Origin of the sequence: Paracoccus sp. (in: a-proteobacteria) (assembly GCF_030538755.1) — a bacterium.
Classification (GTDB): Bacteria; Pseudomonadota; Alphaproteobacteria; order Rhodobacterales; family Rhodobacteraceae; genus Paracoccus.
Genome location: NZ_JAUNTJ010000008.1, coordinates 97,337 through 123,792 on the forward strand (window position 1 = coordinate 97,337; position 26,456 = coordinate 123,792).

General features: G+C 63.3%; 25 protein-coding genes and 1 riboswitch. Of the genes, 15 read left to right on the forward strand and 10 right to left on the reverse strand.

Annotated elements, in window-relative coordinates:
* Window positions 1–8: 8 nt before the first annotated feature.
* The gene (locus tag Q4G14_RS07040; protein WP_303361023.1) at window positions 9–1,355 is read right to left on the reverse strand and encodes a flagellar hook-length control protein FliK; all 1,347 of its coding nucleotides are present in this window, start codon (window positions 1,353–1,355) and stop codon (window positions 9–11) included.
* Between the two features lie 105 nt (window positions 1,356–1,460).
* Here Q4G14_RS07040 and Q4G14_RS07045 point away from each other — a divergent pair, with 105 nt between their 5' ends.
* The 7 genes from Q4G14_RS07045 to carB all read left to right on the forward strand — a co-directional run bounded on the left by Q4G14_RS07045 (window position 1,461) and on the right by carB (window position 8,155).
* Window positions 1,461–1,703, forward strand: a complete 243-nt coding sequence (locus tag Q4G14_RS07045; RefSeq protein ID WP_303361024.1) for a chemotaxis protein chel — start codon at window positions 1,461–1,463, stop codon at window positions 1,701–1,703.
* On the forward strand, window positions 1,700–2,014 hold the full coding sequence (locus Q4G14_RS07050) for a hypothetical protein (RefSeq protein WP_303361025.1): 315 nt from the start codon (window positions 1,700–1,702) through the stop codon (window positions 2,012–2,014). Before Q4G14_RS07045 ends, Q4G14_RS07050 begins: the two co-directional genes overlap by 4 nt.
* Before the next feature lie 169 nt (window positions 2,015–2,183).
* The gene (locus Q4G14_RS07055) at window positions 2,184–3,026 is read left to right on the forward strand and encodes a flagellin (protein WP_303361026.1); all 843 of its coding nucleotides are present in this window, start codon (window positions 2,184–2,186) and stop codon (window positions 3,024–3,026) included.
* Between the two features lie 89 nt (window positions 3,027–3,115).
* Window positions 3,116–3,466, forward strand: a complete 351-nt coding sequence (gene flaF, locus Q4G14_RS07060; protein WP_303361027.1) for a flagellar biosynthesis regulator FlaF — start codon at window positions 3,116–3,118, stop codon at window positions 3,464–3,466.
* Window positions 3,463–3,867, forward strand: coding sequence for a flagellar biosynthesis repressor FlbT (gene flbT, locus Q4G14_RS07065; RefSeq protein WP_303361028.1), 405 nt, complete (start codon window positions 3,463–3,465; stop codon window positions 3,865–3,867). Before flaF ends, flbT begins: the two co-directional genes overlap by 4 nt.
* Window positions 3,867–4,655, forward strand: a complete 789-nt coding sequence (locus Q4G14_RS07070; RefSeq protein ID WP_303361029.1) for a DUF1217 domain-containing protein — start codon at window positions 3,867–3,869, stop codon at window positions 4,653–4,655. Before flbT ends, Q4G14_RS07070 begins: the two co-directional genes overlap by 1 nt.
* A 161-nt stretch (window positions 4,656–4,816) precedes the next feature.
* A complete protein-coding gene (gene carB, locus Q4G14_RS07075; RefSeq protein WP_303361030.1) occupies window positions 4,817–8,155 on the forward strand; it encodes a carbamoyl-phosphate synthase large subunit in 3,339 nt (1,112 codons plus the stop codon).
* A 262-nt stretch (window positions 8,156–8,417) separates the two neighbouring features.
* Here the strand turns inward: carB and Q4G14_RS07080 are convergent, their stop codons facing one another.
* The 3 genes from Q4G14_RS07080 to Q4G14_RS07090 are packed head-to-tail and all read right to left on the reverse strand — an operon-like array spanning window position 8,418 to window position 11,606.
* Window positions 8,418–9,110: an ATP-binding cassette domain-containing protein gene (locus Q4G14_RS07080; RefSeq protein WP_303361031.1), complete on the reverse strand. Its 693-nt coding sequence runs from the start codon at window positions 9,108–9,110 to the stop codon at window positions 8,418–8,420.
* Window positions 9,103–10,653 carry a thiamine/thiamine pyrophosphate ABC transporter permease ThiP gene (locus Q4G14_RS07085; RefSeq protein WP_303361032.1) on the reverse strand — a complete coding sequence of 517 codons (1,551 nt, stop codon included), beginning with the start codon at window positions 10,651–10,653 and terminating at the stop codon, window positions 9,103–9,105. Before Q4G14_RS07085 ends, Q4G14_RS07080 begins: the two co-directional genes overlap by 8 nt.
* Window positions 10,629–11,606, reverse strand: coding sequence for a thiamine ABC transporter substrate binding subunit (locus Q4G14_RS07090; RefSeq protein WP_303361033.1), 978 nt, complete (start codon window positions 11,604–11,606; stop codon window positions 10,629–10,631). The genes Q4G14_RS07085 and Q4G14_RS07090 overlap by 25 nt, the downstream gene beginning before the upstream one ends.
* A 31-nt stretch (window positions 11,607–11,637) precedes the next feature.
* A riboswitch (TPP riboswitch) is annotated at window positions 11,638–11,736 on the reverse strand.
* Between the two features lie 47 nt (window positions 11,737–11,783).
* On the opposite strand from Q4G14_RS07090, the gene mutS reads away from it, so the two are divergent.
* The 8 genes from mutS (at window position 11,784) to phoB (ending at window position 21,623) form a co-directional block, all read left to right on the forward strand.
* Window positions 11,784–14,423 (forward strand): DNA mismatch repair protein MutS, encoded by a 2,640-nt coding sequence (mutS, locus tag Q4G14_RS07095; RefSeq protein ID WP_303361034.1) that lies wholly within the window; start codon window positions 11,784–11,786, stop codon window positions 14,421–14,423.
* Window positions 14,420–15,520 carry a chorismate synthase gene (gene aroC / locus Q4G14_RS07100; RefSeq protein ID WP_303361035.1) on the forward strand — a complete coding sequence of 367 codons (1,101 nt, stop codon included), beginning with the start codon at window positions 14,420–14,422 and terminating at the stop codon, window positions 15,518–15,520. Before mutS ends, aroC begins: the two co-directional genes overlap by 4 nt.
* Before the next feature lie 149 nt (window positions 15,521–15,669).
* Window positions 15,670–16,695 (forward strand): substrate-binding domain-containing protein, encoded by a 1,026-nt coding sequence (locus Q4G14_RS07105; RefSeq protein WP_303361036.1) that lies wholly within the window; start codon window positions 15,670–15,672, stop codon window positions 16,693–16,695.
* 91 nt (window positions 16,696–16,786) lie between these two features.
* The gene (gene pstC, locus Q4G14_RS07110) at window positions 16,787–17,992 is read left to right on the forward strand and encodes a phosphate ABC transporter permease subunit PstC (protein ID WP_303361037.1); all 1,206 of its coding nucleotides are present in this window, start codon (window positions 16,787–16,789) and stop codon (window positions 17,990–17,992) included.
* Window positions 17,989–19,350 carry a phosphate ABC transporter permease PstA gene (gene pstA / locus Q4G14_RS07115; RefSeq protein WP_303361038.1) on the forward strand — a complete coding sequence of 454 codons (1,362 nt, stop codon included), beginning with the start codon at window positions 17,989–17,991 and terminating at the stop codon, window positions 19,348–19,350. Before pstC ends, pstA begins: the two co-directional genes overlap by 4 nt.
* Before the next feature lie 22 nt (window positions 19,351–19,372).
* Window positions 19,373–20,170: a phosphate ABC transporter ATP-binding protein PstB gene (gene pstB, locus Q4G14_RS07120; protein WP_303361039.1), complete on the forward strand. Its 798-nt coding sequence runs from the start codon at window positions 19,373–19,375 to the stop codon at window positions 20,168–20,170.
* Between the two features lie 18 nt (window positions 20,171–20,188).
* A complete protein-coding gene (phoU, locus tag Q4G14_RS07125) occupies window positions 20,189–20,926 on the forward strand; it encodes a phosphate signaling complex protein PhoU (RefSeq protein WP_303361040.1) in 738 nt (245 codons plus the stop codon).
* Between the two features lie 4 nt (window positions 20,927–20,930).
* A complete protein-coding gene (gene phoB, locus Q4G14_RS07130; protein ID WP_303361041.1) occupies window positions 20,931–21,623 on the forward strand; it encodes a phosphate regulon transcriptional regulator PhoB in 693 nt (230 codons plus the stop codon).
* A gap of 42 nt (window positions 21,624–21,665) precedes the next feature.
* On the opposite strand, the gene Q4G14_RS07135 is transcribed toward phoB, so the two are convergent.
* The 6 genes from Q4G14_RS07135 to Q4G14_RS07160 all read right to left on the reverse strand — a co-directional run.
* On the reverse strand, window positions 21,666–22,325 hold the full coding sequence (locus Q4G14_RS07135) for a fumarylacetoacetate hydrolase family protein (protein ID WP_303361042.1): 660 nt from the start codon (window positions 22,323–22,325) through the stop codon (window positions 21,666–21,668).
* Window positions 22,322–23,191, reverse strand: coding sequence for a ribokinase (locus tag Q4G14_RS07140; protein ID WP_303361043.1), 870 nt, complete (start codon window positions 23,189–23,191; stop codon window positions 22,322–22,324). Before Q4G14_RS07140 ends, Q4G14_RS07135 begins: the two co-directional genes overlap by 4 nt.
* 94 nt (window positions 23,192–23,285) lie before the next feature.
* Window positions 23,286–24,104 (reverse strand): cytochrome c1, encoded by an 819-nt coding sequence (locus Q4G14_RS07145; protein WP_303361044.1) that lies wholly within the window; start codon window positions 24,102–24,104, stop codon window positions 23,286–23,288.
* 12 nt (window positions 24,105–24,116) lie between these two features.
* On the reverse strand, window positions 24,117–25,439 hold the full coding sequence (gene petB / locus Q4G14_RS07150; RefSeq protein WP_303361045.1) for a cytochrome b: 1,323 nt from the start codon (window positions 25,437–25,439) through the stop codon (window positions 24,117–24,119).
* Between the two features lie 11 nt (window positions 25,440–25,450).
* Window positions 25,451–26,011, reverse strand: coding sequence for a ubiquinol-cytochrome c reductase iron-sulfur subunit (petA, locus tag Q4G14_RS07155; protein WP_303361046.1), 561 nt, complete (start codon window positions 26,009–26,011; stop codon window positions 25,451–25,453).
* A gap of 236 nt (window positions 26,012–26,247) precedes the next feature.
* Window positions 26,248–26,456, reverse strand: a 209-nt coding sequence (locus tag Q4G14_RS07160; protein WP_303361047.1) for a JAB domain-containing protein, incomplete at its 5' end; no start/stop codon positions are given.

Here is a 26,456-nt window from a genome sequence, read left to right on the forward strand (position 1 = left end):
TGTTCCTTTCATACCCGAATATCAAGGGGGCGGTCGCTGAGCCGGGTCGGGCGGGATGGCTCGTCTGCGAGGGTTATGGTGGTCATGTCGCGGACGGGCTGAGCGTCGTCATCTGCGTGATCGGCAGAATCCCGGTCCGATTCGCTGCGCAGATCCAGCATTGGTGATTCGAAGCCGCTGTCCTGCAAATCCTGCATCAGCAGATCCAGATGACGGCGCGCGGCCTCTAACACTTCGGGGCGCTCGAACCAGACCGTCACCGCAGCACCGGCATCGCCCCGCGTGATTCGCAAGCGCAGACGCCCAAGTTCCTCGGGGGCCAGCGCCAGTTCGATTTCACCTTCGCGCAGGCTTACGGCAGCCTGAGCGATCTGCCGGGCCACGGCGGGTGCCTGAGCCTCGGCGGCGCGGGCCATTGTCATCGGCAGAGCCGATTCGGCGCGATTCGGTGCGGTTTCCCGCCAGCCAGCCCCTTCGGGCAGCGCCAATTGCTCTGCTTCGCCCTCGGTTGTTGCCGGCGCCGCGTCAGTCGCAGCGGCAAACTCCGCCGCCGGTGCCGTCAATCGCTGCGCACTGGTAAGCGGGGCAACAGTCGTAACCGCTGCTGCCTGCCCGGTGCCCGTCTCTGCCGTTATTTTCGGTGCCGCATCTGACCGATCAGAAAGCCGGGCTTCGACTGCGCTGATTCGACTGGGCCGAACAGCTGTCGCCCTAGCTTCAGGCGGCAGATCTGGCCGATTCGTCGCCAGATCGACCTGATTTGTGGCGGGCAAAGGGGCTGTCGTGCCCTGCGCCGCCGTCTGTTCAGGCACAGGCTGCGTATGTTCAGGCAGGGGCTGCGTATCAGGTTGTGCATTTTGCGCCTCTGCCGGGGGGGCGGATACACCTGCCATATGCCGGGGCGCTGTTGCGACAGGGGTCATACGCTCGACCGTGGGTTGATCTGATACCTGCCGCACTGGCTCGGCCACTGGATCAATCAACCGGGCCAACTCTTGTGGAATCGGTGCCGGCGTTTCGTCAATTGCCGCCGTCATACCGTTCCACCGCGCCACCATGGTTTCGATCCGTGCGCCGGGTGATTCGCCCGCATTCGCCGCAAGGGCACCCTTGTCAGGCGGCGTATCCGCCCAAAGCTGCGTGGCCTCCACCGGTGCAGCGTCATCCACGTCAATGTCGGTTTCCTGTGGCGCCAAGACATCCTCAACCCCGGTATCATCCGGGGTTTCCAGGGCCTGCTGGGCCAGCCCAAGATATTGCGCCATGAAATCGGCAACACCTGTCGGCGGCGCATCGGCTGATGGCAATGGCGGTGCCAGCGGGGTGGCTGGCGAGATCAGCGGGATAATGTCCATGTCCGCTCCTGTCGATTCGTTACCACCTTATATATGATCGACTCGTTACTGATTATTTACCGCTCTCTGCTATTCGATGAAAAATCTAATCAAGCAGAGGATCACATGCAGATTTCCCCCCTTTCCGTGCCATCGGCACCGCCCCATGCCCCGGCGGCCCGGCAGCTTGAACAGGCTTTCATCGAAAACATGATGCAGCACGCCTTCCCGCGACCGCAGGGCGGCGATTTTGGCGGCGGGGCGGGCGAAGACCAGTTCGCATCCTTTCTGGCGCGCGAATACGCCGCCGTGCTGACCGATTCGCTGGATCTGGGATTTTCACGTTTTATCAAGGAGTCATCTGAATGACCGCCGCCATTGACAAGCTGAACCGGGCGCGTGCCGCCATCGTGGACGGCCGCCCCGCCGAAGCCCTGAATATCATCGAATCCTTTGTCCGCGCGATCGAGGACGACAGAATCGACAGCGATCAGCGCGACCGGATCGAGGCCATGCTGATCGAATTGCGCACATTGGCGCAGGCCGCCCAGAGCGGCGCGCAGGCTGCAATGGACCAGATTGCCGACATCATTCAGGCCGCGCAATCGCTGCGCACCTATGACAGCGCCGGGCGTCGTCAGGTCGCCACCATCACCACCGAGGCACCCCGTCGATTTTGAATAAAATGCAATGGGAATTGAATTTTGAAAAAGGAGGCAGATTCATTATTTCGTAAGAGGTCGTCGGTAAAACGATCTCACACAGCAAGTGAAGGGCATCAGCCCAGCCGGTCAGAAGGCCGTCATCTGAAACCGGGCCAAAATGTGCCCAACCTAAAAGGAGGACAATATGTCCAGCATTCTGACCAACAACAGCGCCATCGTTGCCCTGCAAACCCTGAAGTCGATCAACTCGAATCTGAGCAAAACCCAGAACGAGATCTCGACCGGCAAATCCATTGCCACCGCCAAAGATAACGCCGCGATCTGGGGTGTTTCCAAGGTGATGGAAGGTGAAGTTGCCGCATTCAAAACCATCCAGAGCAACCTGAACGCCGCCGGGGCAGTTGTCAGCACGGCTCGTGTCGGTGCTGAAGACGTGGTCAATAGCCTGTCCGATATCAAGAAACTGGTATCGGGTGCAACCAGCGACCTGATGGATGAAGGAGCACGTGAAAAGACCACTCAGGAAATCAACCGTAAGCTTGAGCAGATCAAATCGACCATCGACACCACGCAGATGAATGGTGTGAATATGCTGTCGAACGGTGATACCTTCAAATTCCTGGGCGGTGCGAACCACGGCGTCGAGGTCGGCGATGACACGGGTCACTATATCACTGTTGCCGGTGTGAACCTGATTGATGAAATGGGTCTCGACTTTGATGCCGGTCTGGACATCAGCGACACTGCCAAAGCCGCCGAGGCGATGAAAGCCATTGATGATGCGCTGAATGCTGCCATCGTCGGTGCCGCGACGCTGGGTTCGACCGGCAAGCGGATCGAGGACCAGTCGAAACTGGTTTCGCAAATGGCTGACTCGCTGAATGTTGGTATTGGTGCGCTGGTTGACGCTGACATGGAAGAGGCGTCGGCGCGTCTTCAGGCCCTGCAAACCCAGCAGCAGCTGGGCATTCAGGCCCTGTCCATCGCCAACCAGGCGCCGCAGTCGATCCTGTCGCTGTTCCGTTAATGAACGTGGGGGCGCCCCGCGCGGGCGCCCTGCACACCCTGACCTTATCCTAGAAATCGGGAAGTAAGACCTTGAACGCGGTTACGCCAATGAACGCCCATGCCCCTTACGGATCGCACACCGTCCGCACCGCCAAAGACAGCGAATACGATGTTTTTGCCCGCGTGACGCGCATGTTGCGCCAATCTGCCCAAGATGGCAACGCGGCAGACAGCATCCACGCCGTCCAAAAGAACAACGAACTCTGGACTATTCTGGCAGCCGATCTGGCCCATCCGCACAACGGCTTGCCTGATGAGGTCAAGGCCGGTCTGATTTCACTGTCCATATTCAGCGTCCGCCATGGTCACGCCGTCATGAATGGCATGGCAACCGTTGACGCCCTGATCGACGTCAACCTGTCCGTCATGAAGGGCCTGCGTGGCGAGGTGGCGGCATGAGCGGTCTGGTCATCAAGCTGGCCCCCAATGAGCGGGTGCTGATTAACGGCGCTGTTATCGAAAACGGTGACCGACGGTCCAAAATTGCCATCAAGACGCCAAACACACATGTGCTGCGCCTGAAAGATGCCATTCACCCTGAAAATGTGAACACGCCCGTGTCCCGTGTTTGTTATGTCGCCCAATTGATCCTGTCGGGCGATGCCGAACCCGATCAGGGCAAACATCAACTGCTGCGCGGCATCGAACAACTGACGCAAGTGTTCGAAGATCGCGACAGCCGCAACCTGCTGAACGACGCGACGCATTTCGTGGTCGAAGGCAACACATATCAAGCCCTGCGCCGGCTGCGCGATCTGCTGCCGCGTGAAGCACGGCTGATGGCGTCGAGGGTGCAGTAATGTCTCAGATCGCCCTTGGCCTGGGGGGTATTGCGGGCTGGAATGTGCTGAAACGCACCTCGGCCCAGCAAAAGCAGATGATTGCCAATGATCCCACGGTCAGCCGGAACAGCGCGTATTTTCGTGAAAATATCGCCAAGGTTCAGTCCGCGGGCGATCTGGTCAAGGACTATCGGTTGCTGAGCGTCGCACTGGGGGCTTTTGGCCTTGAAGGTGAAATCGGCAGCAAAGCCTTTATTCAGAAGGTTCTGGAATCAGATTTGTCGGACAAACAGTCCCTGGTGAACCGGCTGTCCGACAAGCGTTTCCTGAACCTTGCCGAGGCCTTCAACTATAATGAAGGCGCGGACGAGGTTCAGTCTCAGGGCTTTGGCGACAAGCTGGTCAGCCAGTTCATCGACCGCGAGCTGGAACGCCGTGTCGGGCAGACGGATGAATCCATGCGCCTTGCACTGAACGCTCAACGCGAACTTGCGATCTTTGCCGAACGTGACACCAAGGACACAACCTTGTGGTACGAGGTTCTGGGAAACCCGCCGCTGCGCAGGGTGTTTGAAGGCGCGTTCGGCTTTTCTTCTAGCAGTTTTGGGAAAATTCCGGTCGAACGCCAGATGACGATGATGAAGGATCGCGCTGAACGCATGTTCGGATCGGAACCCTTCAAGGCATTCGGAACCGAAGAAGGCATGGAAAAGCTGGTGCGAACCTATCTGGCAAGATCGCAGCTTCAGGAAGGCTCAACTGCCCAGAACGCATACAGCGCCGCGCTTACGCTGTTGTCGCGCTGATGGCCGAGCCTGTTTGCGGACAAAACGCATGGTGGGGGCGGTGCCGTGACAAGGAAATCGGCCCTGACCACGCGATGCCAGACACAGCGACCTTGCGTCGCCGCCCTGCTTGGCTATAACCTCGGACGATTTGCGCCGATCACAACAGCGGGGATGCGACCATGCCGAAAAGAACCGATATTCAGTCGATCCTCATCATCGGTGCCGGTCCTATCGTGATCGGACAGGCGTGCGAATTTGATTACTCTGGCGCGCAGGCGTGCAAGGCGCTGCGCGAAGAAGGGTATCGGGTGATTCTGGTCAACTCGAACCCGGCGACGATCATGACCGACCCCGAGATGGCCGATGCCACCTATATCGAGCCGATCACCCCTGAAATCGTTGAAAAGATCATCGCCAAGGAAAAGCCCGATGCTTTGCTGCCGACTATGGGGGGGCAGACCGCGCTGAACACGGCGCTGGCGCTGGCGGATAATGGTGCACTGGAACGTCATGGCGTCGAACTGATTGGCGCGCAGCGTGAAGCCATCGAAATGGCCGAGGATCGCAAGCTGTTCCGCGAGGCGATGGACCGTATCGGTCTGGAAAACCCGCGCGCCACGATCATCAGCGCCCCCAAGAACGCTGCCGGTAAATATGACATTGCCGCAGGCGTGGCGCAGGCGATGACCGAACTGGATGACATTGGCCTGCCTGCGATCATCCGCCCCGCTTTTACGCTGGGGGGAACGGGCGGTGGCGTGGCCTATAACCGTGACGATTACGAACGGATCGTCCGCTCGGGCCTTGATGCCAGCCCGGTCGCGCAGGTTCTGATTGATGAAAGCCTTTTGGGCTGGAAAGAATACGAGATGGAGGTGGTGCGCGACCGCGCCGATAACGCCATCATCGTCTGTTCCATCGAAAACGTCGATCCGATGGGCGTTCACACCGGCGATTCGATCACCGTTGCCCCGGCGCTGACCCTGACCGACCGCGAATATCAGCGGATGCGCAATGGCTCGATTGCGGTGCTGCGCGAAATCGGCGTGGAAACCGGCGGGTCCAATGTGCAATGGGCGATCAATCCCGCCGATGGCCGCATGGTCGTGATCGAGATGAACCCCCGCGTCAGCCGCTCTTCCGCGCTGGCGTCCAAGGCGACGGGGTTCCCGATTGCCAAGATCGCGGCCAAGCTGGCGGTCGGCTATACGCTGGACGAACTGGACAACGACATCACCCGCGTCACGCCCGCGTCGTTCGAACCGTCGATCGACTATGTTGTGACCAAGATCCCGCGCTTTGCCTTTGAAAAATTCCCCGGATCGAAACCGGAACTGACTACGGCGATGAAATCCGTGGGCGAGGTGATGGCGATTGGCCGCAGCTTTCACGAAAGTCTGCAAAAGGCGCTGGCCAGCATGGAAAACGGCCTGACCGGGCTGGACGAAATCGCCATCGAAGGGGCCGCCGAACAGGGCAAGCCCGCCATTGTCGCCGCGCTTTCGAAACAGACCCCCGACCGCCTGCGCGTCATTGCCGAGGCGATGCGTTTTGGCCTGTCGGATGACGATATTCAGCGCATCACCCATTTCGACCCGTGGTTCCTTGCCCGCCTGCGCGAAATCGTTGATGCCGAGGCACGTTTGCGTGCCGACGGTCTGCCCGAAGATGCCGAATCGCTGCGCGCGATCAAGCAGATGGGCTTTACCGACGCGCGACTGGCAAAACTGACCAACCAATCGGAAGATGACGTTCGCCGCGCCCGCCGCACGCTGGATATTCACCCGGTGTTCAAGCGGATCGACACCTGCGCCGCCGAATTCGAGGCGCAGACGCCCTATATGTATTCCACTTGGGAAGCTCCGGCGATGGGCGATGTGGAATGCGAATCGCGGCCCTCGGATGCGAAAAAGGTGGTTATTCTGGGCGGCGGTCCCAACCGGATCGGGCAGGGGATCGAGTTTGATTACTGCTGCTGCCACGCCTGTTTCGCGCTGACCAAGGCCGGTTTCGAAACGATCATGATTAACTGCAACCCGGAAACGGTCAGCACCGATTATGACACCTCGGACCGGCTGTATTTCGAACCGCTGACGCTGGAGCATGTGCTGGAAATCCTGTGCACCGAACAGCAAAACGGCACGCTGCATGGCGTGATCGTGCAGTTCGGCGGCCAGACGCCGCTGAAACTGGCCAACGCGCTTGAAGCCGAGGGCATCCCGATTCTGGGCACCACCCCTGACGCCATCGACCTGGCTGAAGACCGCGAACGGTTCCAGAAACTGCTGAACGACCTGAACCTGCGCCAGCCGATCAACGGCATCGCCAGCAGCCCGGCGCAGGCCGTTGAAATCGCGGAACGGATCGGTTTCCCGCTGGTCATCCGCCCGTCCTATGTCCTTGGTGGTCGCGCGATGGAAATCGTGCGCGATATGGACCACCTCAACCGCTATATCACCGAGGCGGTGCAGGTGTCCGGCAAGAACCCGGTGCTGCTGGACAGCTATCTGTCCGGCGCGATCGAGGTGGATGTGGATGCGCTGTCCGATGGCGAAACCGTTCACGTCGCCGGGATCATGCAGCATATCGAGGAAGCGGGCGTTCATTCCGGTGACAGTGCCTGCTCGCTGCCGCCGCATACGCTGGACGCCGCCACCATCGACGAATTGAAACGCCAGACTGTCGCCATGGCCCGCGCCCTGCGCGTCGTGGGTCTGATGAACGTGCAATTCGCCCTGAAAGACGGCGAGATTTATGTGCTTGAGGTGAATCCGCGCGCCTCTCGCACCGTGCCGTTTGTCGCCAAGGCCACCGACAGCGCCATTGCCAGCATCGCCGCGCGGCTGATGGCGGGTGAACCGATGTCGAACTTTCCGGCCCGCGCGCCCTATCCCGAAGGTGTCGGTCCCGAAGACGATCTGCCCTTCGCCGATCCGCTGACGCTGGCCGACCCGATCACCCCGTGGTTTTCCGTGAAAGAGGCGGTGCTGCCTTTTGCCCGCTTCCCCGGCGTCGACCCGCTGCTTGGCCCCGAGATGCGCTCGACCGGCGAGGTGATGGGCTGGGACCGTAACTTCCCTCGGGCTTTCCTCAAGGCGCAGATGGGTGCGGGCAACCATCTGCCGCATGATGGCCGGGTGTTCATGTCGATCCGCGACGAGGACAAGACAGATGACATGGCCGCTGCGGCCCGCGATCTGACCGGGATGGGTTTTACCCTGATCGCCACCCGCGGCACTGCATCTTTCCTGTCGGATGCCGGGGTCAAGGCGGAGATGGTCAACAAGGTTTACGAGGGGCGGCCCAATATCGTGGACCGGCTGAAAAACGGTGATATTTCGATGGTGCTGAACACCACCGAAGGCGCGCAGGCCTTGGCCGACAGCCGCGACATCCGGGCCGTCGCGCTGTATGACAAGATCCCCTATTTCACCACCGCTGCGGGCGGGATCGCGGCCATTGCCGCCATCAAGTCGCGCGAAGAAGGCGAAGTCGGCGTTCGTCCCTTGCAGGACTGACGCCGCATCGGCGCGGCGGGGCGGATCACCCGATCCAACGCAAAGGGCGGCGCATCATCGCGCCGCCCCTTTTCGTTCGTTATCTGGTTCAGGTTTTGGCGGTGGCCAGCGCACCGATACCTGTCATTATCAGCTACGCTCTGGCAGGCAGCGGTGTCGGGGGCGGCAGGTCCGCTGCCTGACTGATGGCACCACAAAGGTCGATGAGCCGCGTTGTTATATATGACGGATCAGCGGGTTGGCCACGCGCGCGGGGCTGTCGTCAGCCCAGATAATCGCGCAGGCCAGGGGGCGGGTTGTCCAGCAGCGGCGCGGTGGGCACGGGCGGATGGGCGCGCCCGTCCTGAACCAGCAGCGTTTCCGGGGCAAAGGCGCGGGCATCGGCGGGGTCATGCGTGACCATCAGCACGGTGGCGCCGGTGTCGGCGGCGATTTCGGCCAGCAGGCCCAGCATTTCGGCCTTGAGCGCCGGACCAAGCGCGCCAAAGGGTTCATCCAGCAGCAGGATGGGCCGCGCGCGCAGCAGAACGCGGGCCAGCGCGACCCGGCTTTGCTGCCCGCCCGACAGTTGTGCGGGGCGGCGGCTTTCCATGCCCGACAGGCCGACACGGCCAAGGGCGTTGCTGACGGCGGTCTTTTGATCGCGGCTCAGCCTCAGGTCGGGGCGCAGGCCAAGGCCGGTGTTTTGCGCCACGCTCAGGTGCGGGAACAGGTTCTGGTCCTGAAACAGGATCGACATCGGGCGCTGGCCCGGCGCGATGGGGGCCAGATCGCGCCCTTCCCACAGCACCGCGCCCTGATCGGGGCGCAGGAATCCGGCGATCAGCGACAGCAGCGTGGACTTGCCCGAACCGGACGGCCCGATCACTGCCACCCGCGCGCCGGGGGTGATGCTGAAATCGGCGCTTAGCCGGAAATCGCCAAGGGTGACGGCAACCTGTTGAAACTCAAGCATTCAGCCGCCCTCCCCTGTCAAATACGAAAAACAGTGCAAAGCTGATGCCCATCAGCAGCACCGCGCAGGCCGCCGCATCCGCCAGCCGATAGGTGGACATCAACTGATACAGCATCAGCGGCAGTGTGGCGCGCCCGGCATCGGCGAACAGCGCGATCACCCCCAGATCCCCCATCGCCAGCGCCGCCGCCAGCCCGCCCGCAAAGCCCAGCGGTCGCGCCAGTCGCGGCAGCACCAGCAGCCGCAGCCGCGCAAAGCCGCGCAGGTCCAGCGATGCCGCCAGCCGCCCGTAATCGGCCTGCAAGGCGCGCGTGGCCGGGATCAGCGCGCGCAGGGCAAAGGGCAGCGCCATGATCGCATTGATCGCCACCGTCACCGGCAGCGCGATCTGCCCCGGCGTCACCCAGGGCCGCAGGATCAGGAATAGCCCCGTGCCCAGCACCAGCGGCGAGGCGACGATGGGCAGCATCCCTGCCCCCTCGACCCAGCGGCCTTTGCGCCGGACGGTGGCCAGCGCAATCATCAGCGCCAGTGCCAGCGTGGCGGCGGCCGAGATCAGCGCCATCGTGACCGAGCGTCCCGCCGCCACCCAGACCTGATCGGGCAGGGCGGGGATGCGCGGCAGGCCGGTGGCGATGACGCTGGCCATCGGCAGGATCAGAAAGGCCGCCGCCGCCATGATCGCCAGCGCGTCAGCGATGCGCCGCCAGCCGCCCGGCCCGGCCATCTGCGCGCGCCCGTCCATACCTGCCCCAAAGGCGGCAGGCATGGCGACAAAGGCCGCCAGCACCATCGCGCCCACCGACAGCGCCACCTGCACCAGCCCCAGCGCCGCAGCCCGGCCCAGATCGAAATCAAAGCGGAACGCCTGATAGATCGCCAGTTCGACCGTGGTGGCGCGCGGCCCTCCGCCAAGGGCCAGCGCCACGGCGAACGAGGTCAGGCAGACCAGAAACACCGCCAGCCAGACGCCCGGCAGCACCTCGCGCAGCATCGGGCGCTCAAGATGGCGGGCGATGTCGCGGGGGGCAAAGCCAAGGCTGGCGGCCAGACGGAACCGCTCGGCCGGGATGGCTTGCCAGCCGTGCAGCACCAGCCGCACCGACAGCGGCAGGTTAAAGAACACATGCGCCAGAATGACCCCCTGCCAGCCATAGATGCTGACGGTTGGCAGCCCGGCCCACGTCAGCGCCGCATTCGCCATGCCATTGCGCCCGAACACCGCGACCAGCCCCATGATCGCCACGATCACCGGCAGGATGAACGGCGCCCCCAGCAGCGTGACCAGCCCCGCGCGCCCCGGAAAATCGCGCCGCGCCAAAGCCTTGGCGACCGGCACTGCCAGCACTGCGGACAGCGTGGCCGACAGCGCCGCCTGCCACAGCGTGAACCGCACCGCCGCCCAGTCCCACGGGCCAAGCCGCGTCAGCCCGCCCGCCTGCCACGCCACGGCCCCCAGCGTGCCAAGGATCAGCGCCGCCAGCGATGCGGCGGCAATGACCCCCGGCCAGCCGGGCCTTAGCGCGACAGCGCCGTCAGCCATTCGTTCAGCGCGGGCTGGCGCAGGGTTTCAGCCTCGGATTCGGAATAGAACAGTGTCTTTTCGGGGCGCGGCAGATCGCGCATCACTTGCGGCCATTCCTCATCGGGCAGTTTCACCGGCAGCGACCAGTTGGCCAGCGGGATCACGCGCTGAAATTCCGGCGTCAGAATCCAGTCCATGAATTGCTGCGCCAGTTCCGGCTGATCGGTCCCTGCGACCTTGGCCGCCAGTTCGGCCATGAAATAATGCCCCTCGGGGAAGATGGCGGCGTGTTTGGTCGTGTCGTCCTCGGCTGCGATGTGATAGGCGGGCGAGGTGGTGTAGGACAGCACCATATCTGCCTCGCCATCGGAAAACATGCCGTAGGATTCCGACCAGTCCCTGGTCACGGTCAGGATTTTCGGGGCAAGTTTGCGCCACGCTTCTTCGGCCTGATCGCCGTAAACCGCCTTGACCCACAGCAGCAGCGCCAGCCCGGAAATCGAGGCGCGCGGGTCTTGAATGACGATCTTCAGATCGTCGGGCGCGTCCAGCAACTCGGCAAAGCTGGCGGGCGGGTTTTCCAGCCGGGTTTCGTCATAGATAAAGGCGGTTTCGCCCCAGTTATAGGGCAGGAAAATCTCGTCCGTCCATTCAACCGGCAGGTTCAGCGCGCTGGTATCCTGACCGTGGGGCGCGAAAATCCCGGCTTCACGCGCGCGCATGGTGTTGTCGGTGTTCAGCCCGAACACGATGTCGGCCTGGGTCCGCGCGCCCTCCATCAGGATGCGGGGCAGCAGGTCGCCCGCAACGAATTGCAGGTCGCAGTTGCAGAATTTTTCGAATTCTTCCTCGATCCTTGGCCCCGGCCCCCATTCCGAGGTGATGTAATCGCCGGCATAGATCGTCAGCACGGGTTTGTCCTGCGCGGCCGCGGGCGCGGCGATCAGGGCGGCCAGAACGGCATATTTCATCGCTTGTCCTCCATCTTAAGGGTTTCGAAAGAAAGGACAGCGAAACCTTCCCTCCGCCGGGGTCAACCGGATCAGGTTCAACGGGTTCGCGTGACGCATCTCAGCCGCAAGGGCACCCCGAGGTGGCACCAAATGTAGGGATTTCCCCCCCCGGCGCAAGCGGTTAGAAACCAGGGCATGAGCGATCAACCGACCCCCATGATGGCGCAATATCTGGCGATCCGGGATGCCAACCCCGGCGCGCTGCTGTTCTATCGTATGGGCGATTTCTACGAGATGTTCTTTGACGATGCCGTGGCGGCGGCGGCGGCGCTGGATATTGCGCTGACGCAACGCGGCACGCATCAGGGCCAGCCTATTCCGATGTGCGGCGTGCCGGTGCATTCCGCCGAAGGATACCTGCTGGCGCTGATCCGCAAAGGGTTCCGCGTCGCCATCGCCGAACAGCTGGAAGACCCGGCCGAGGCGAAAAAGCGCGGCTCGAAATCGGTCGTGGCCCGCGATGTGGTGCGGCTGGTCACGCCCGGCACCCTGACCGAGGAATCGCTGCTGGAAGCGCGGCGGCACAATTATCTGGCCGCATTCGCGCAGGTGCGCGATGAATCGGCGCTGGCCTGGGTCGATATGTCTACCGGCGCGCTGCGGGTGATGGATTGCCCGCCCGCGCGGCTGGCCCCGGAACTGGCGCGGCTGGCCCCGCGCGAGGTGCTGGCGGTCGATGGCTCGGGTCTGGACGACCTTGCCGCCGAGGTTGGCGCGGCGCTGACCGACCGCCCGGCGGGCGCGTTCGACAGTGCTGCCGGGGCACGGCGGCTGTGCGCGCTGTTTCAGGTGGAAACGCTGGACGGGTTCGGGGCCTTTGGCCGGGCGGAACTGTCGGCCATGGGGGCGATTGCCGATTATCTGGACCTGACGCAGCGCGGAAAACTGCCGCTGATCCGCCCGCCGGTGCGGGAACAGGCCAGCGGCGCGATGCAGATCGACGCCGCCACCCGCCGCAATCTGGAACTGACGCAGGCGCTGTCGGGCGGGCGCGAGGGGTCGCTGCTGGCGGCGATCGACCGCACGGTGACGGCGGCGGGGGCGCGTTTGCTGGAACGGCGGATCAGCGCGCCAAGCCGCGATCTGTCGGTGATCCGCGCGCGCCATGATGCCGTCGGCGCCCTGGCCGAGGATGCGCGGCTGGCGACAGATTTGCGCGCCGATCTGGGCCGGGTGCCCGACATCGACCGTGCCTTGTCGCGGCTGGCGCTGGATCGGGGCGGGCCGCGCGATCTGGCGGCGATCCGCGCCGGGCTGACGCAGGCTGCCGCGATTGCCGCGCGCCTGCCGGGTGATGCGCCGCAGGTGCTGACCGACGCCGCGCGCGACCTGCGCGGCCATGACGATCTGACCACGCTGCTGGATGATGCGCTGGTGGCCGAGCCGCCCTTGCTGGCGCGCGATGGCGGATTTGTGGCGGCGGGCTATGACGACGATCTGGACGCGACCCGCCGCCTGCGCGACGAAGGCCGTGGCGTGATCGCCGGGATGCAGGCCGATTATGCGGCGATGGCCGGGGTGCCCAGCCTCAAGATCAAACATAACAACGTGCTGGGCTATTTCATTGAAACTACCGCCACCCATGCTGAAAAGATGCTGGCCCCGCCCCTGAACGAGACGTTTATCCATCGCCAGACCACCGCCAATCAGATCCGCTTTACCACGGTGGAGCTGTCGGAACTGGAAACCCGCATCCTGAACGCCCGCGACCGCGCGCTGGAAATCGAGCGCGGTATCTTTGCCATGCTGCGCGATGCTGTGCTGGATCGCGCCGGGCCGGTTGGCGCGGCGGCGCGGGCGCTGGCGGAAATCGACCTGACGGCGGCTTTTGCCGATCTGGCTTTGGCCGAGGGCTGGACCCGTCCCCGCGTCGATGACAGCCGTGCCTTTGCCATTCAGGGCGGGCGGCATCCGGTGGTCGAACGCGCCCTGCGCCGCAAGGGCGAGGCGTTCGTGGCCAATGACTGCGACCTGACGGCGGGGGCGACCCCCGCGATCTGGCTGCTGACCGGGCCGAACATGGCCGGTAAATCGACCTTTCTGCGGCAGAATGCGCTGATTGCGGTGCTGGCGCAGGCGGGGGCCTTTGTTCCGGCGCGGGATGCGCGGATCGGGCTGGTCAGCCAGTTGTTCAGCCGCGTGGGTGCCGCCGATGATCTGGCGCGCGGCCGTTCGACCTTTATGGTCGAGATGGTCGAAACGGCGGCGATTCTGAATCAGGCCGATGACCGCGCTTTGGTCATTCTGGATGAAATCGGCCGCGGCACGGCAACCTGGGACGGGTTGTCCATCGCCTGGGCCGTGATGGAGCATCTGCACGGCGTCAACCGCTGCCGCGCGCTGTTTGCGACGCATTATCACGAAATGACCGCCCTGACCGCGCGGCTGGACGGGGTGGAAAACGCCACCGTTTCGGTGCGCGAATGGGAAGGCGAGGTGATTTTCCTGCATGAGGTGCGGCGCGGGGCCGCCGACCGCAGCTATGGCGTGCAGGTGGCGCGGCTGGCCGGTCTGCCCGCCGCCGTCGTCGCCCGCGCCCGCGAGGTGCTGGACGCGCTGGAATCGGGCGAGCGTGAGGGCGCGTCGCGCCCCGCCGCGCTGATCGACGATCTGCCGCTGTTCCGCGCCGCTCCGCCTGCGCCTGTGGCCCCGGCAAAGGTCAAGGAATCGCCATTGGAATCGCGTATGAAAGACGTGCATCCCGACCGCCTGACCCCGCGCGAGGCGCTGGACCTGATCTATGACCTGAAAGCCATGACCGAGGATACGCCATGAGCTATAACACCTTTGGCCGCGAATTTCGCGTGACGACCTGGGGCGAAAGCCACGGCCCGGCGCTTGGCGCGACCGTCGATGGCACGCCCCCCGGCATCCCGCTGGACGAGGCATTCATCCAGCAGTTTCTGGATCGCCGCCGCCCCGGCACCAGCAAACACACCACCCAGCGGCAAGAGGCCGACGCGGTGCGCATCCTCTCGGGCACATTCGAGGGCCGCACCACCGGCACGCCGATCCAGTTGATGATCGAAAACACCGACCAGCGGTCCAAGGATTACGGCGAGATCGCGCAGGCGTTCCGCCCCGGTCACGCCGACATCACCTATCATCAGAAATACGGGCTGCGCGATTATCGCGGCGGCGGGCGGTCATCCGCGCGCGAAACGGCGGCGCGGGTCGCGGCGGGCGGCGTGGCGCAGGCGGTGCTGCGGCAGATGCTGCCCGATCTGCGCATCACCGGCTATATGGTGCAGATGGGGGTGAAACATCTGGATCGCGCGCGTTTCAACGCCGCCGACATCACCGAAAACCCGTTTTTCCTGCCCGATAACGTCGCCGCCGCCGAATGGGCCGATTATCTGGAAGCGATCCGTCTGAACCAGAACAGCGTCGGCGCCGCCATCGAGGTGCTGATTCAGGGCTGCCCGCCCGGCCTTGGCGCGCCGGTCTATGCCAAGCTGGATACCGATCTGGCCGCCGCGATGATGTCGATCAACGCCGTGAAAGGCGTCGAGATCGGCGAGGGAATGGCCGCTGCCGCCCTGACGGGCGTGGATAACGCCGATGAGATCCGCATGGGGCCGAACGGGCCGGAATACCTGTCGAACCACGCGGGCGGAATCCTGGGCGGCATTTCCACCGGGCAGGATATTCTGGTGCGCTTTTCCATCAAACCGACCAGTTCGATCACCACGCCGCGCCGCTCGATCACGCGCAAGGGCGAGGAAATCGACCTTATCACCAAGGGCCGCCACGATCCCTGCGTCGGCATCCGCGCCGTGCCCGTGGCCGAGGCGATGGCCGCCTGCGTGATTCTGGATCAGTTGCTGATGGACCGCGCCCAGACCGGCGGCGCGCGCGGCGCTATCGGCTGATTTTCGCAAATATCCCCCACAGGCGCGGAATAGGCCGCGCCTTCCTGCGTTGTTACAAAAGCGTCACGTATTATTCGCATAAGCGTCACGCGCCGCCGATAGACGGGCGGCAGGCCGCGAAGGCCCTGTTAACGACTCAGGAGAGGTCTATGAAATCCGTGAAATTCACCGTCTCGGCGATCGCGCTGCTTGCAGCTTCGGCGACGCTGGCGTCCGCACGCGATCAGGTTCAGGTTGCCGGTTCTTCCACCGTTCTGCCCTATGCCACCATCGTTGCTGAACTGTTCGGCGAAAACACCGACTTCGCCACGCCGGTCATCGAATCGGGCGGTTCCTCGACTGGTCTGCGCCGCTTCTGCGAAGGCGTGGGTGAAAACACCACCGACATCGCCAACAGCTCGCGCCCGATCCGCGACAGCGAAAAGCAGACCTGCCATGACAATGGCGTGACCGACATCATGGAAGTGCGCATCGGTTATGATGGCATCGTGTTCGCGAACCTGGCTTCGGGTAACACCTTCCAGTTCACCCCGGCCGAATGGTTCAACGCGATGGCGGCCCGCCGCGTGGTTGACGGCGCGATCGTGGACAACACCACCAGCAACTGGAACGAAATCAACCCGGAACTGCCCAGCCAGGAAATCATGGCCTTCGTGCCGGGCACCCGTCACGGCACCCGTGAAGTGTTCGAAGAAAAAGTCATCATGGTTGGCTGCGAAGAATCCGGCGCCAAAGCCGTGTTCGAAGCTGAACTGAGCGAAGAAGACGCCAAGGAAGCCTGCCACGTTCTGCGCACCGACGGTCGCGCCGTGGACATCGACGGCGACTATACCGAGACGCTGGCCCGCATCAACAGCTCGCCCAACGGGATCGGCGTGTTCGGCCTGTCGTTCTATGAAAACAACACCGACACCCTGCAAGTGGCGACCATGAGCGGCGTCACCCCCTCGACCGAGACCATCGCTTCGGGCGAATACCCGGTGTCGCGTCCGCTGTTCATCTACGTCAAGAAAGCCCATCTGGGTGAAATCGCCGGTCTGAAAGAATTCGTCGAATTCTTTGTGTCCGATGACGTTGCCGGCCCGAACGGCCCGCTGTCGCAATATGGTCTGGTTGCCGACCCGGAACTGGCCGCGACCCAGCAGGCTGTCACCGACGAAGCGACCATGAACTGATGAATACCGGGTGGTGCGGGCAAAGACCCGCGCCACCTGTTTCTTTTTGCAATTTTCCGCATCAATCCGCCCTTTAGCAAGGATTTGACCGATGCCAATGTCCTGGGCTTTGTTGGCCACCCTGCTGCTGGCGATTGCCGGTTATGTCGTCGCGCGCAGCCGCGCGCTTGCCGCTGTGGGCAACGACATCCGCCAACTGCACAGCCGCCCGACCTATCACGGCATGAACGCCGCTCTGAATGCCTTTTTGCCGCCGATCGTCATCATGGCGATTGCGTCGCTTTTGCGTATGGCGGGGGTTCTTGGCGCTGGTGCCATGCCGATTGTCGCCGTGATCGCACTGGCCGCCGGGATTGCCGGGCTGGGCTGGGGCGTGACCCGCGTCAACGCCGCCTTCCGTGCCCGCAATACCGTTGAAAAGATCATCCTCGGCGTTCTGATCTTTTGTTCGTCGATTGCCATTGCCACCACCATCGGCATCGTGCTGTCGCTGATTTTCGAAACCGGGCGGTTCTTCCAACTGCATTCATGGCAGGATTTCCTGTTCGGCACGCAATTCGCACCGCGCCCCGAGGGCATTTCCCGCCTTGGGATGCTGCCGCTGCTGTGGGGGACGCTGTATATCTCGTTCATCGCGCTGCTGTTTGCGGTGCCCATCGGGCTGCTGGCGGCGATCTATCTGTCGGAATACGCCAGCCCGCGGATGCGCAGCATCGCCAAGCCGGTGGTCGAGGTTCTGGCCGGTATCCCGACCATTGTTTACGGCCTGTTCGCCCTTGTCACCGTCGGCCCGATGCTGCGCGACTATTTCGCGGCGCCGCTGGGGCTGGGAACCTCGGCATCCTCGGTGATGACGGCGGGTCTGGTGATGGGCATCATGCTGATCCCCTTCGTCAGTTCGCTGTCCGACGACATCATCAACGCCGTGCCGCAAAGCCTGCGCGACGGCGCGCTTGGCCTTGGCTCGACGCCTTCGGAAACCGTAAAGCAGGTCGTGCTGCCCGCCGCATTGCCCGGCATCGTCGGTGCTGTCCTGCTGGCGGCCAGCCGCGCCATCGGTGAAACGATGATCGTGGTGCTGGGTGCCGGTGCCGCCGCCACCATGAGCCTGAACCCGTTCGAGGCCATGACGACGATCACCGTCAAAATCGTGGGTCAGTTGACCGGCGATAACGACTTTTCCTCGCCCGAGATGCTGGTGGCCTTTGCCCTTGGCCTGACCCTGTTCATCATCACGCTGGGGCTGAACATTGTCGCGCTGTATATCGTGCGCAAATATCGCGAGCAGTACGAATGACCGATATGCCCGTTGAAAACAACCGCCCCGCGCCGCCCCGTGCCGTCAGTTCGCTGCTGGCCAAGGATGCGCGCACCCGCCGCCGCAACGCCTCGGAAAGCCGGTTTCGCGGCTATGGTCTGGCCGCCATCGGTATTGCCGTGCTGGCGCTGGTCATTCTGGTGACGACCATCCTGCGCGACGGTTCTTCGGCCTTTCGGCAGACCTATCTGGACCTGCCGGTTTACCTGAACCCCGAAGTCGTGGACCCGCAGGGCAACCGCGATCCGGCCGAAATGTCGCGCGTGCTGACGCTGGCCTACAGCCGGGTGCTGGATGCCTCGCTGGATGCCGCGGTCGCCGGGATGAACCTGAATATCGAAGGTCTGACCGAAGGCGACATCGACGGCATCGTTTCCCGCGAGGCGGCGGCGCAATTGCGTCGCATGGTGCTGAACGACCCGGATCTGGTCGGGCAGACGGTCGATGTGAACGTGCTGGTGAATGGCCGCGTGGACGGCTATTTCAAGGGCCGCGTCACCATGGCCAGTGCCGAACGCGACAGCAATACCTCGCCCGCGCAACTGATGCTGGCGGACGAACTGAAACGCCAGGGCCTGCTGGTCACGCGCTTTAACCGCGAATTCATCACCAACCCCGACGCATCCGACCAGCGCCCCGAGGCGGCCGGTCTGGGCGTGGCCATCCTTGGTTCGTTCTACATGATGCTGGTGGTGCTGTTCCTGTCGGTTCCCATCGGGGTCGCCGCCAGCATCTATCTGGAGGAATTCGCCCCCAAGAACCGCTGGACCGACGTGATCGAGGTGAACATCGCCAATCTGGCCGCCGTGCCCTCGATCGTTTACGGTATCCTTGGTCTGGCCGCGTTCATCAGCTTTGCCGGCCTGCCGCAATCGGCGCCCATCGTCGGCGGTCTGGTGCTGACGCTGATGACCCTGCCCACGATCATCATCGCCACCCGCGCATCGCTGAAATCGGTGCCGCCCTCGATCCGCGATGCGGCGCTTGGGATCGGGGCCAGCCGGATGCAGACGGTGTTCCATCATGTGCTGCCGCTGGCGATGCCCGGCATCCTGACCGGCACCATCATCGGTCTGGCGCAGGCTTTGGGCGAAACCGCCCCGCTGCTGCTGATCGGCATGGTTGCCTTTGTGCGCACCTATCCCGATGCGCCTTGGGCGGGCGGTCTGATGGACCCGGCCTCGGCCCTGCCGGTTCAGGTTTACAACTGGACCCAGCGGTCTGACCCGGCCTTCATCGAACGCGCCTCGGGTGCCATTATCATCCTGCTTATCTTCCTGCTGTGCATGAACGTGCTGGCCATCTATCTGCGCCGCAAGTTCGAGCGTCGCTGGTAAGCGCGGCGCAAGGAGTATTATCATGTATGACGCCAATCGCGCGGAGACCAACGTGACCAACGACGACATCAAGATCGCTGCCCGCAAAGTGCAGGTCTATTATGGCGATAAACATGCCATCAAGGACGTGGACGTTGATATTCTGGACAAGACCGTGACGGCCTTTATCGGCCCGTCTGGTTGCGGCAAGTCCACCTTTTTGCGCTGTATCAACCGCATGAACGATACGATCGACATCTGCCGGGTCGAAGGCTCGATCACGCTGGATGGCGAAGACATCTATGACAAGCGCGTCGATCCGGTGCAATTGCGCGCCAAGGTAGGGATGGTGTTTCAGAAACCCAACCCCTTCCCCAAATCGATCTATGACAACGTGGCCTATGGCCCGCGCATTCACGGTCTGGCCCGTGGCAAGGCCGAACTGGATGAAATCGTCGAAAAGGCGCTGCGCGGCGCCGCGCTGTGGGAAGAGGTCAAGGACCGCCTGAACGAAACCGGCACCGGCCTGTCGGGCGGTCAGCAACAGCGCCTGTGCATCGCCCGCGCCGTCGCCACCGCACCCGAAGTCCTGCTGATGGACGAACCCTGTTCGGCGCTGGACCCCATCGCCACCAGCCAGGTCGAGGAGCTGATCGACCAGTTGCGGCAAAAGTTTTCGGTGGTGATCGTCACCCACTCGATGCAGCAGGCCGCGCGTGTCAGCCAGAAAACCGCATTTTTCCACCTTGGGAACCTTGTGGAATACGGTAACACTGACGACATCTTTACCAATCCGCGCGACCCGCGCACCGAAAGCTATATCTCGGGCCGGATCGGCTAAGTCAGAGGGCAGATGAACATGAACCGTGACAAACACATCGCCAGCGCCTTTGACCGGGATCTGGAAACCGCGCAGGCTCTGGTCGTCAAGATGGGTGGTCTGGTCGAACAGGCCATCATCGACGCCGCCGCCGCGCTGGAAACCCGTGACGCCGAACTGGCCGAAGAGGTGCGCCTGCGCGACCGTAACATCGACGCGCTGGATCAGCAGATCAACGAAGAGGCCGCGCGCCTGATCGCCCTGCGCGCGCCGACGGCCACCGACCTGCGGCTGGTGCTGTCGGTCATCAAGATCTCGGCCTCGCTGGAACGGGTCGGCGATTACGCCAAGAACATCTCCAAGCGCAGCAACGTGCTGTTGGCGATGAATCAGGTCAACGGCTCGGCTGCGGCGCTGCGCCGGATGGCGGGCACGGCCGAGGCGATGCTGAAAGATGCGCTGGACAGCTATATCCGCCGCGATGTCCAACTGGCCGCTGATGTGCGCGCCCGCGACATCGAGGTGGATCAGATGTATAACGCGCTGTTCCGCGAATTCCTGACCTATATGATGGAAGACCCGCGCAACATCACCGCCTGTATGCACCTGCATTTCATCGCCAAGAACATCGAGCGGATGGGCGACCACGCCACCACTATCGCCGAACAGGTGATCTATCTGGTCACGGGCGAAGCCCCCGACGAAAGCCGGCCCAAAAGCGACAGCGTGACCAAGGCCGGCGTGGCCGAGACCCTGAACCATCAATCGCAGGAATAAGCAGATGAGCGCGCGTCAGGTATCCAAAGTTCTGGTTGTCGAAGACGAAAGCGCGCAGCGCGAGGTTCTGCAATACAATCTCGAAGCCGAAGGTTTCGGTGTCGTCATGGCCGAAAACGGTGATGAGGCGCTGCTGCTGGTGGCCGAAGAACAGCCCGATCTGGTCGTGCTGGATTGGATGCTGCCGAACGTGTCCGGGATCGAGGTGTGCCGTCGGCTCAAGGCTGATCCGATGACCCGCCCGATCCCGATCATCATGCTGTCCGCACGCGGCGACGAAGGCGACCGCGTGCGGGGGCTGGAAACCGGGGCCGATGATTACATGGTCAAGCCCTATTCCGTTGTGGAACTGATGGCGCGGCTGCGCACGCAACTGCGCCGCACCCGCCCCGCCAGCATGGGCGAGCGGCTGTCCTTTGACGACATCGTGCTGGATGCCGCCGAACACCGCGTCTTTCGCAGCGGCCAGCCGCTGCATCTTGGCCCGACCGAATTCCGGCTGCTGTCCACGCTGATGGAAAAGCCGGGCCGGGTCTGGACGCGCGAACAACTGCTGGATCGCGTCTGGGGGCGCGACATCTATGTGGATACCCGCACCATCGACGTGCATGTGGGGCGTCTGCGCAAGGCGCTGATGGCCAATGGCGGCAATAATCCGGTGCGCACGGTGCGCGGCACCGGCTATGCCTTGGGGTGACGCCCCTTCGTTTGGGGCGTTCTGGCGGGCGACGGCGTGATCTCAGGTGATCTGGGCGGTCAGCGCGGGCAGGCCGTCCACTTCGGCCCGGATGGTGTCGCCACGCTGCAAGGGGCCGACGCCTGCGGGCGTGCCGGTCATCACCAGATCGCCGGGTTGCAGATGATACAGCGTTGACAAAAAGGCGACCAGCGCCGCTTCGGGGAAAATCATGTCGGCCAGCCTGCCGTTCTGCCGCTGGTCGCCGTTGACCGACAGGCGGATGCCCGGCCCCGGCCTGGCGGCAGACAGAGGCGCGATGACCGCGCTGGCCTCGAAATCCTTGGCCGCATCCCAGGGGCGGCGCTTGTCCTTGGCCTCGGCTTGCAGATCGCGGCGCGTCAGGTCCAGCCCGACGGCGCGGGCAATGATCGCGGCGGCGGCATCCTGTTCGCTGGCGTTCGACAGCGGCGCGCCGATGGCCAGCACCAGTTCGACCTCGTGATGCAGATCGGCGGTGCCGGGCGGATAGGGGATTGCGCCGGGATGAGCCAGCGCATGGGCGGATTTGGTGAAAAAGAACGGCTTTTCGCGATCAACCGCATTGCCCATTTCCGCCGCGTGATCGGCATAATTGCGGCCGATACAAAAGATCCGCCGCACCGGAAAGCTGGTCCCGTCCAGCGGCAGGGCAGGGCGGGGCAGGTCGAAGATCGGGGTCATGGCTGTTCCTTTAGAAAGCGGTCTACTTGCTCGGCGTCGGGCATGGCGTCGCTGGCACCGGGGCGTGTGACCTGAATGGCCGCAGCGGCCGAGGCGCGGCGCAAAGCGGTGGCGATGTCCTGCCCGCTGTCCAGCCCGGCGGCGAACCAGCCCGCAAAGCAATCGCCTGCCCCGGTGGTATCGACCGGGCGCACCGGAAACGCGGGGCAATGCGTGACGGTGCCGCTGCGCAGGTCGCGGTAATCCGCCCCCTCGGCCCCGCGCGTCACCAGCAGCCCCTCGACCGGCAGATCCTGACCCAAGGCGGTGAACAGGGCATCCGCCTCGCCCGCGTTCATGGCCAGAATCGTGGCCAGCCCCAGCATGGCGCGCACCGCATCCACATCGAAGGGCGCGGCGGAATAGATCACACGCAGCCCCTTGTCGCGGGCGATGGCGGCGGTTTCGGCCTGAAGATTGGTCTCGTTCTGGATCAGCAGCGTGTCGCCGGGCTGCATCGCGTCGGCGACGGTCTGGGGCAGGGACAGCGCGCGGTTGGCGCCAGAGTGGATGATGATGGCGTTTTCGCCGGATGCGTCCAGCTGTATGATCGCATGGCCGGTGGCGTGATCGGACAGGCGCGCGACATGGGCCGTGTCGATCCCGGCAGCGGCCAGTTGCCGGATCACCCAATCGTCGCCGCGGCCGATTGCGCCGATATGGCGCACGACCGCCCCCGCCCGCGCGGCAGCGACCGACTGGTTCGCCCCCTTGCCCCCCAAGCCCTGCGCAAAGCTGCGCGCGGCAATGGTTTCGCCGGGCCGAACCAGATGGTCCAGCCGATAAACATGGTCAATGTTGATCGAGCCAAGATTCCAGATCGTCATGGCACCCCCTTGGCGGCATCAGACGCCGGGCAGGCGCGATTGTCCAGAAACGAAAACGCGCCCCGAAGGGCGCGTTCGCAGCATGTCGTCAGGCTCAGGCCTGATTTTCGGACAGATGCTTGTGCTTGTAGGGTGCCCACAGACGCTTGTTCGTCAGATACAGCAGCGCCGTCAGCAGGATCATGAACAGGACCGAGATAAAACCGACCTGTTTACGCTCCATCATCTTGGGTTCCGCCGTCCAGGTCAGGAAGGCGGTGACGTCGCGGGCCATCTGATCGACAGTCGCAGGCGTGCCGTCCTCGTAGGTGACCTGATCCGGGTTCAGCGGAGGCGGCATCGCAATCAGCCCGCCGGCAAAGGCGGTGTTGTGATAAAAGACGCTGCCGGCCTGTTCGGTGTCTTCGCCGGTGTAATCCACCAGAATGGCGTGGATATATTCCGGCCCGCCGATGCCGCGGAACAGCTGGTTCAGGCCGGTGCCAACCGGGCCGTGGAACCCGGCGCGCGCCTTGGCCATCAGCGACAGGTCAGGCCCCGTGCCATCGGCGTGGGGGATGGTCGGGAAGTGGTCGGTCAGAACGCGTGGGCGTTCCTCGCCGGTTTCCTCGTCCATGATCATCGGCAGGTTGGCGGCATAGGCGCGCACCTGATCTTCGGGCAGGCCCGGCCCATTGGGGTCGGACAGCGTGCGGATCGGCACATAGCGCAGGCCGTGGCAGGCCGAGCAGACCTCGGTATAGACCTGAAGCCCGCGCTGAAGCTGGTGCTGATCGTATGTGCCGAACGGGCCTTCAAAGCTGAAGGTGATGTCCTCGACGTGGCCATCAGCCCCCGCCGCCTGCGACGTGACCGGCACCGACAACAGCGACAGCGCCGCAACAGCCGAGAGCGTAAGTTTTCTCAGTGTCATCGCAGCCTCTCCTTATTCGGCCGGGTGGGCTTGGGGACCGTAATGGTCGTTGAAATCTTCCTCGATCGTGGCCGGCATCGGTTCCGGTTTTTCGATCACGCCAAGGATCGGCAAAATCACGAGGAAATAGGCGAACCAGTAAGCCGCGCCGACCAGCGAGATATAGGGGTAGATTCCCTCGGCAGGCATGGCACCGGCCCAGGTCAGGATGATGAAGTTCGCGGCGAACAGCCAGAACCACCACTTGAACTGCGGACGATAACGGCCCGAACGGACGCGGCTGGTATCCAGCCACGGCACCAGCGCCATGACCAGAATCGCGCCGAACATCGCGATCACGCCAAAGAATTTGGCGTCGATGATGCCAAAGCTGACAAAGCTGACCAGCTGCACCAGCCAGACATCGGCGGTAAAGGCGCGCAGGATCGCGTAGAAGGGCAGGAAATACCATTCCGGCACGATATGCGCGGGGGTCGCCAGCGGGTTCGCCTCGATATAGTTGTCGGGGTGGCCCAGATAGTTCGGCATAAAGCCGACGATGGCAAAGAACACCACCAGAATCAGCGCCAGTGCGAACAGGTCTTTGATGACGAAATAGGGCCAGAAGGGCAGGGTGTCCCGCTCGGCCTCTTCTTTCGAAGTGCGGCGCACTTCGATGCCGGTCGGGTTGTTGTTGCCGGTGTGGTGGAAGGCCCAGATGTGGACGATCACCAGCGCCGCAATCACGAAGGGCAGCAGATAATGCAGCGAGAAAAAGCGGTTCAGCGTGGCGTTATCCACTGCCGGGCCGCCCAGCAGCCAGGTCTGGATGTCGGGACCGATGCCCGGAATGGCGCCGAACAGGCCGGTGATGACGGTCGCGCCCCAGAAGGACATCTGACCCCAGGGCAGCACATAGCCCATGAAAGCGGTGCCCATCATGCACAGATAGATCAGCATGCCCACGATCCAGGTCACTTCGCGCGGGGCCTTGTAGGAACCGTAATACAGGCCGCGGAAGATGTGGATATAGACCGCCACAAAGAACAGCGACGCGCCATTGGCGTGCAGGTAGCGTAGCATATAGCCGCCGTTTACGTTGCGCATGATGTGTTCAACGCTGGCAAAGGCCAGATCGACATGCGGCGTATAGTGCATGGCCAGCACGATGCCGGTCACGATTTGCAGCGCAAGGCAGAACGCCAGAACGATGCCCCAGATCCACCACCAGTTCAGGTTTTTCGGGGTGGGGATCATCAACGTGTCATAGACCAGCCCGACGATGGGCAGGCGGCGGTGCAACCACCGCTCGATGCCCGTTTTGGGCTCATAATGGTCGTGCGGAATTCCCGACATTGGTGTCCCCCTCAGCCCAATTGAATCGTTGTGTCACTGACGAATTCGGCAACCGGAACGTGCATGTTCTCGGGCGCCGGGCCACGGCGGATGCGGCCGGACGTGTCATAGTGGCTGCCGTGGCAGGGGCAGAACCAGCCGCCGAAATCGCCGGCACCATCGCCGATCGGCACGCAGCCCAGATGGGTGCAGACGCCGATCTGAACCAGCCATTCGCCCGCCTCGTCCAGCGAGCGGTTGGCGTCGTCGGAATTGGTGCCCGGCTTGTTCGCGTTTTGCGAGGTCGGGTCGATCATCGTGGCGCCATCGTCGGCACGGGCGGCGTCGATTTCCTCTTGCGTGCGGCGACGGATGAACACAGGCTTGCCCAGCCATTTCACGGTCAGTTGCGTGCCTTCGGACACGCCGCTGACATCGACCTGGATCGAGGACAGGGCCTGCACATCGGCTGAGGGGTTCATCTGGTTAATCAGCGTCCAGCCGGCTGCACCGGCGGCCACCGCACCAGCGCCCGCGGTGGCATAGTAGAGGAAATCCCTCCGGGTGCCTGCGTGATCTTCTGCGTGGGACACGGCTTTTTCTCCAATTCAGGCCGCGTTTGCAGGGCGGCCGATACGACAATCCGGGCCGCCAGATCGCAGCCTTCGCCCGGCGGTTTTAGCGATCAATTTCCCGCCAGTCCAGCGCGTTCGCGCGGCGGCAAACGGTCAAAAGGCCGCATGTGGCGCAAATGACAGCGGGTCGCGGCAGGGGCGAAATGCCCCCTGCGCGGCCCCTGCCGAACCGGCCTTGCTGCGTGGTAAACCATCTAGAGATACCCGGACGATCTAAGGCTCACCTCTTGGGATTTGCCGATAATCAGGTGGTCATGCAGCGTGATCCCCAAAGGCGCGCAGGCATCCTGAACCTGAAGTGTCATGGTAATATCCGACTGCGACGGCGTGGGGTCGCCAGACGGGTGATTATGCATCTTCCTGTTGATATGGCATAACTGAATGATATAAAACAATTTATTTT

Bases quoted from the DNA above. Each gene is read 5' to 3' on its own strand.
- Q4G14_RS07055 (WP_303361026.1), top strand. From the start codon at position 2,184: ATGTCCAGCATTCTGACCAACAACAGCGCCATCGTTGCCCTGCAAACC.
- Q4G14_RS07045 (WP_303361024.1), top strand. From the start codon at position 1,461: ATGCAGATTTCCCCCCTTTCCGTGCCATCGGCACCGCCCCATGCCCCG.
- Q4G14_RS07040 (WP_303361023.1), bottom strand. From the start codon at position 1,355: ATGGACATTATCCCGCTGATCTCGCCAGCCACCCCGCTGGCACCGCCA.
- Q4G14_RS07090 (WP_303361033.1), bottom strand. From the start codon at position 11,606: ATGAAATATGCCGTTCTGGCCGCCCTGATCGCCGCGCCCGCGGCCGCG.
- pstB (WP_303361039.1), top strand. From the start codon at position 19,373: ATGTATGACGCCAATCGCGCGGAGACCAACGTGACCAACGACGACATC.
- phoU (WP_303361040.1), top strand. From the start codon at position 20,189: ATGAACCGTGACAAACACATCGCCAGCGCCTTTGACCGGGATCTGGAA.
- mutS (WP_303361034.1), top strand. From the start codon at position 11,784: ATGAGCGATCAACCGACCCCCATGATGGCGCAATATCTGGCGATCCGG.
- Q4G14_RS07070 (WP_303361029.1), top strand. From the start codon at position 3,867: ATGTCTCAGATCGCCCTTGGCCTGGGGGGTATTGCGGGCTGGAATGTG.
- flaF (WP_303361027.1), top strand. From the start codon at position 3,116: ATGAACGCCCATGCCCCTTACGGATCGCACACCGTCCGCACCGCCAAA.
- aroC (WP_303361035.1), top strand. From the start codon at position 14,420: ATGAGCTATAACACCTTTGGCCGCGAATTTCGCGTGACGACCTGGGGC.
- Q4G14_RS07050 (WP_303361025.1), top strand. From the start codon at position 1,700: ATGACCGCCGCCATTGACAAGCTGAACCGGGCGCGTGCCGCCATCGTG.
- pstC (WP_303361037.1), top strand. From the start codon at position 16,787: ATGCCAATGTCCTGGGCTTTGTTGGCCACCCTGCTGCTGGCGATTGCC.
- Q4G14_RS07140 (WP_303361043.1), bottom strand. From the start codon at position 23,191: ATGACGATCTGGAATCTTGGCTCGATCAACATTGACCATGTTTATCGG.
- pstA (WP_303361038.1), top strand. From the start codon at position 17,989: ATGACCGATATGCCCGTTGAAAACAACCGCCCCGCGCCGCCCCGTGCC.
- Q4G14_RS07080 (WP_303361031.1), bottom strand. From the start codon at position 9,110: ATGCTTGAGTTTCAACAGGTTGCCGTCACCCTTGGCGATTTCCGGCTA.
- phoB (WP_303361041.1), top strand. From the start codon at position 20,931: ATGAGCGCGCGTCAGGTATCCAAAGTTCTGGTTGTCGAAGACGAAAGC.
- petB (WP_303361045.1), bottom strand. From the start codon at position 25,439: ATGTCGGGAATTCCGCACGACCATTATGAGCCCAAAACGGGCATCGAG.
- Q4G14_RS07135 (WP_303361042.1), bottom strand. From the start codon at position 22,325: ATGACCCCGATCTTCGACCTGCCCCGCCCTGCCCTGCCGCTGGACGGG.
- flbT (WP_303361028.1), top strand. From the start codon at position 3,463: ATGAGCGGTCTGGTCATCAAGCTGGCCCCCAATGAGCGGGTGCTGATT.
- Q4G14_RS07085 (WP_303361032.1), bottom strand. From the start codon at position 10,653: ATGGCTGACGGCGCTGTCGCGCTAAGGCCCGGCTGGCCGGGGGTCATT.
- Q4G14_RS07145 (WP_303361044.1), bottom strand. From the start codon at position 24,104: ATGACACTGAGAAAACTTACGCTCTCGGCTGTTGCGGCGCTGTCGCTG.
- carB (WP_303361030.1), top strand. From the start codon at position 4,817: ATGCCGAAAAGAACCGATATTCAGTCGATCCTCATCATCGGTGCCGGT.
- Q4G14_RS07105 (WP_303361036.1), top strand. From the start codon at position 15,670: ATGAAATCCGTGAAATTCACCGTCTCGGCGATCGCGCTGCTTGCAGCT.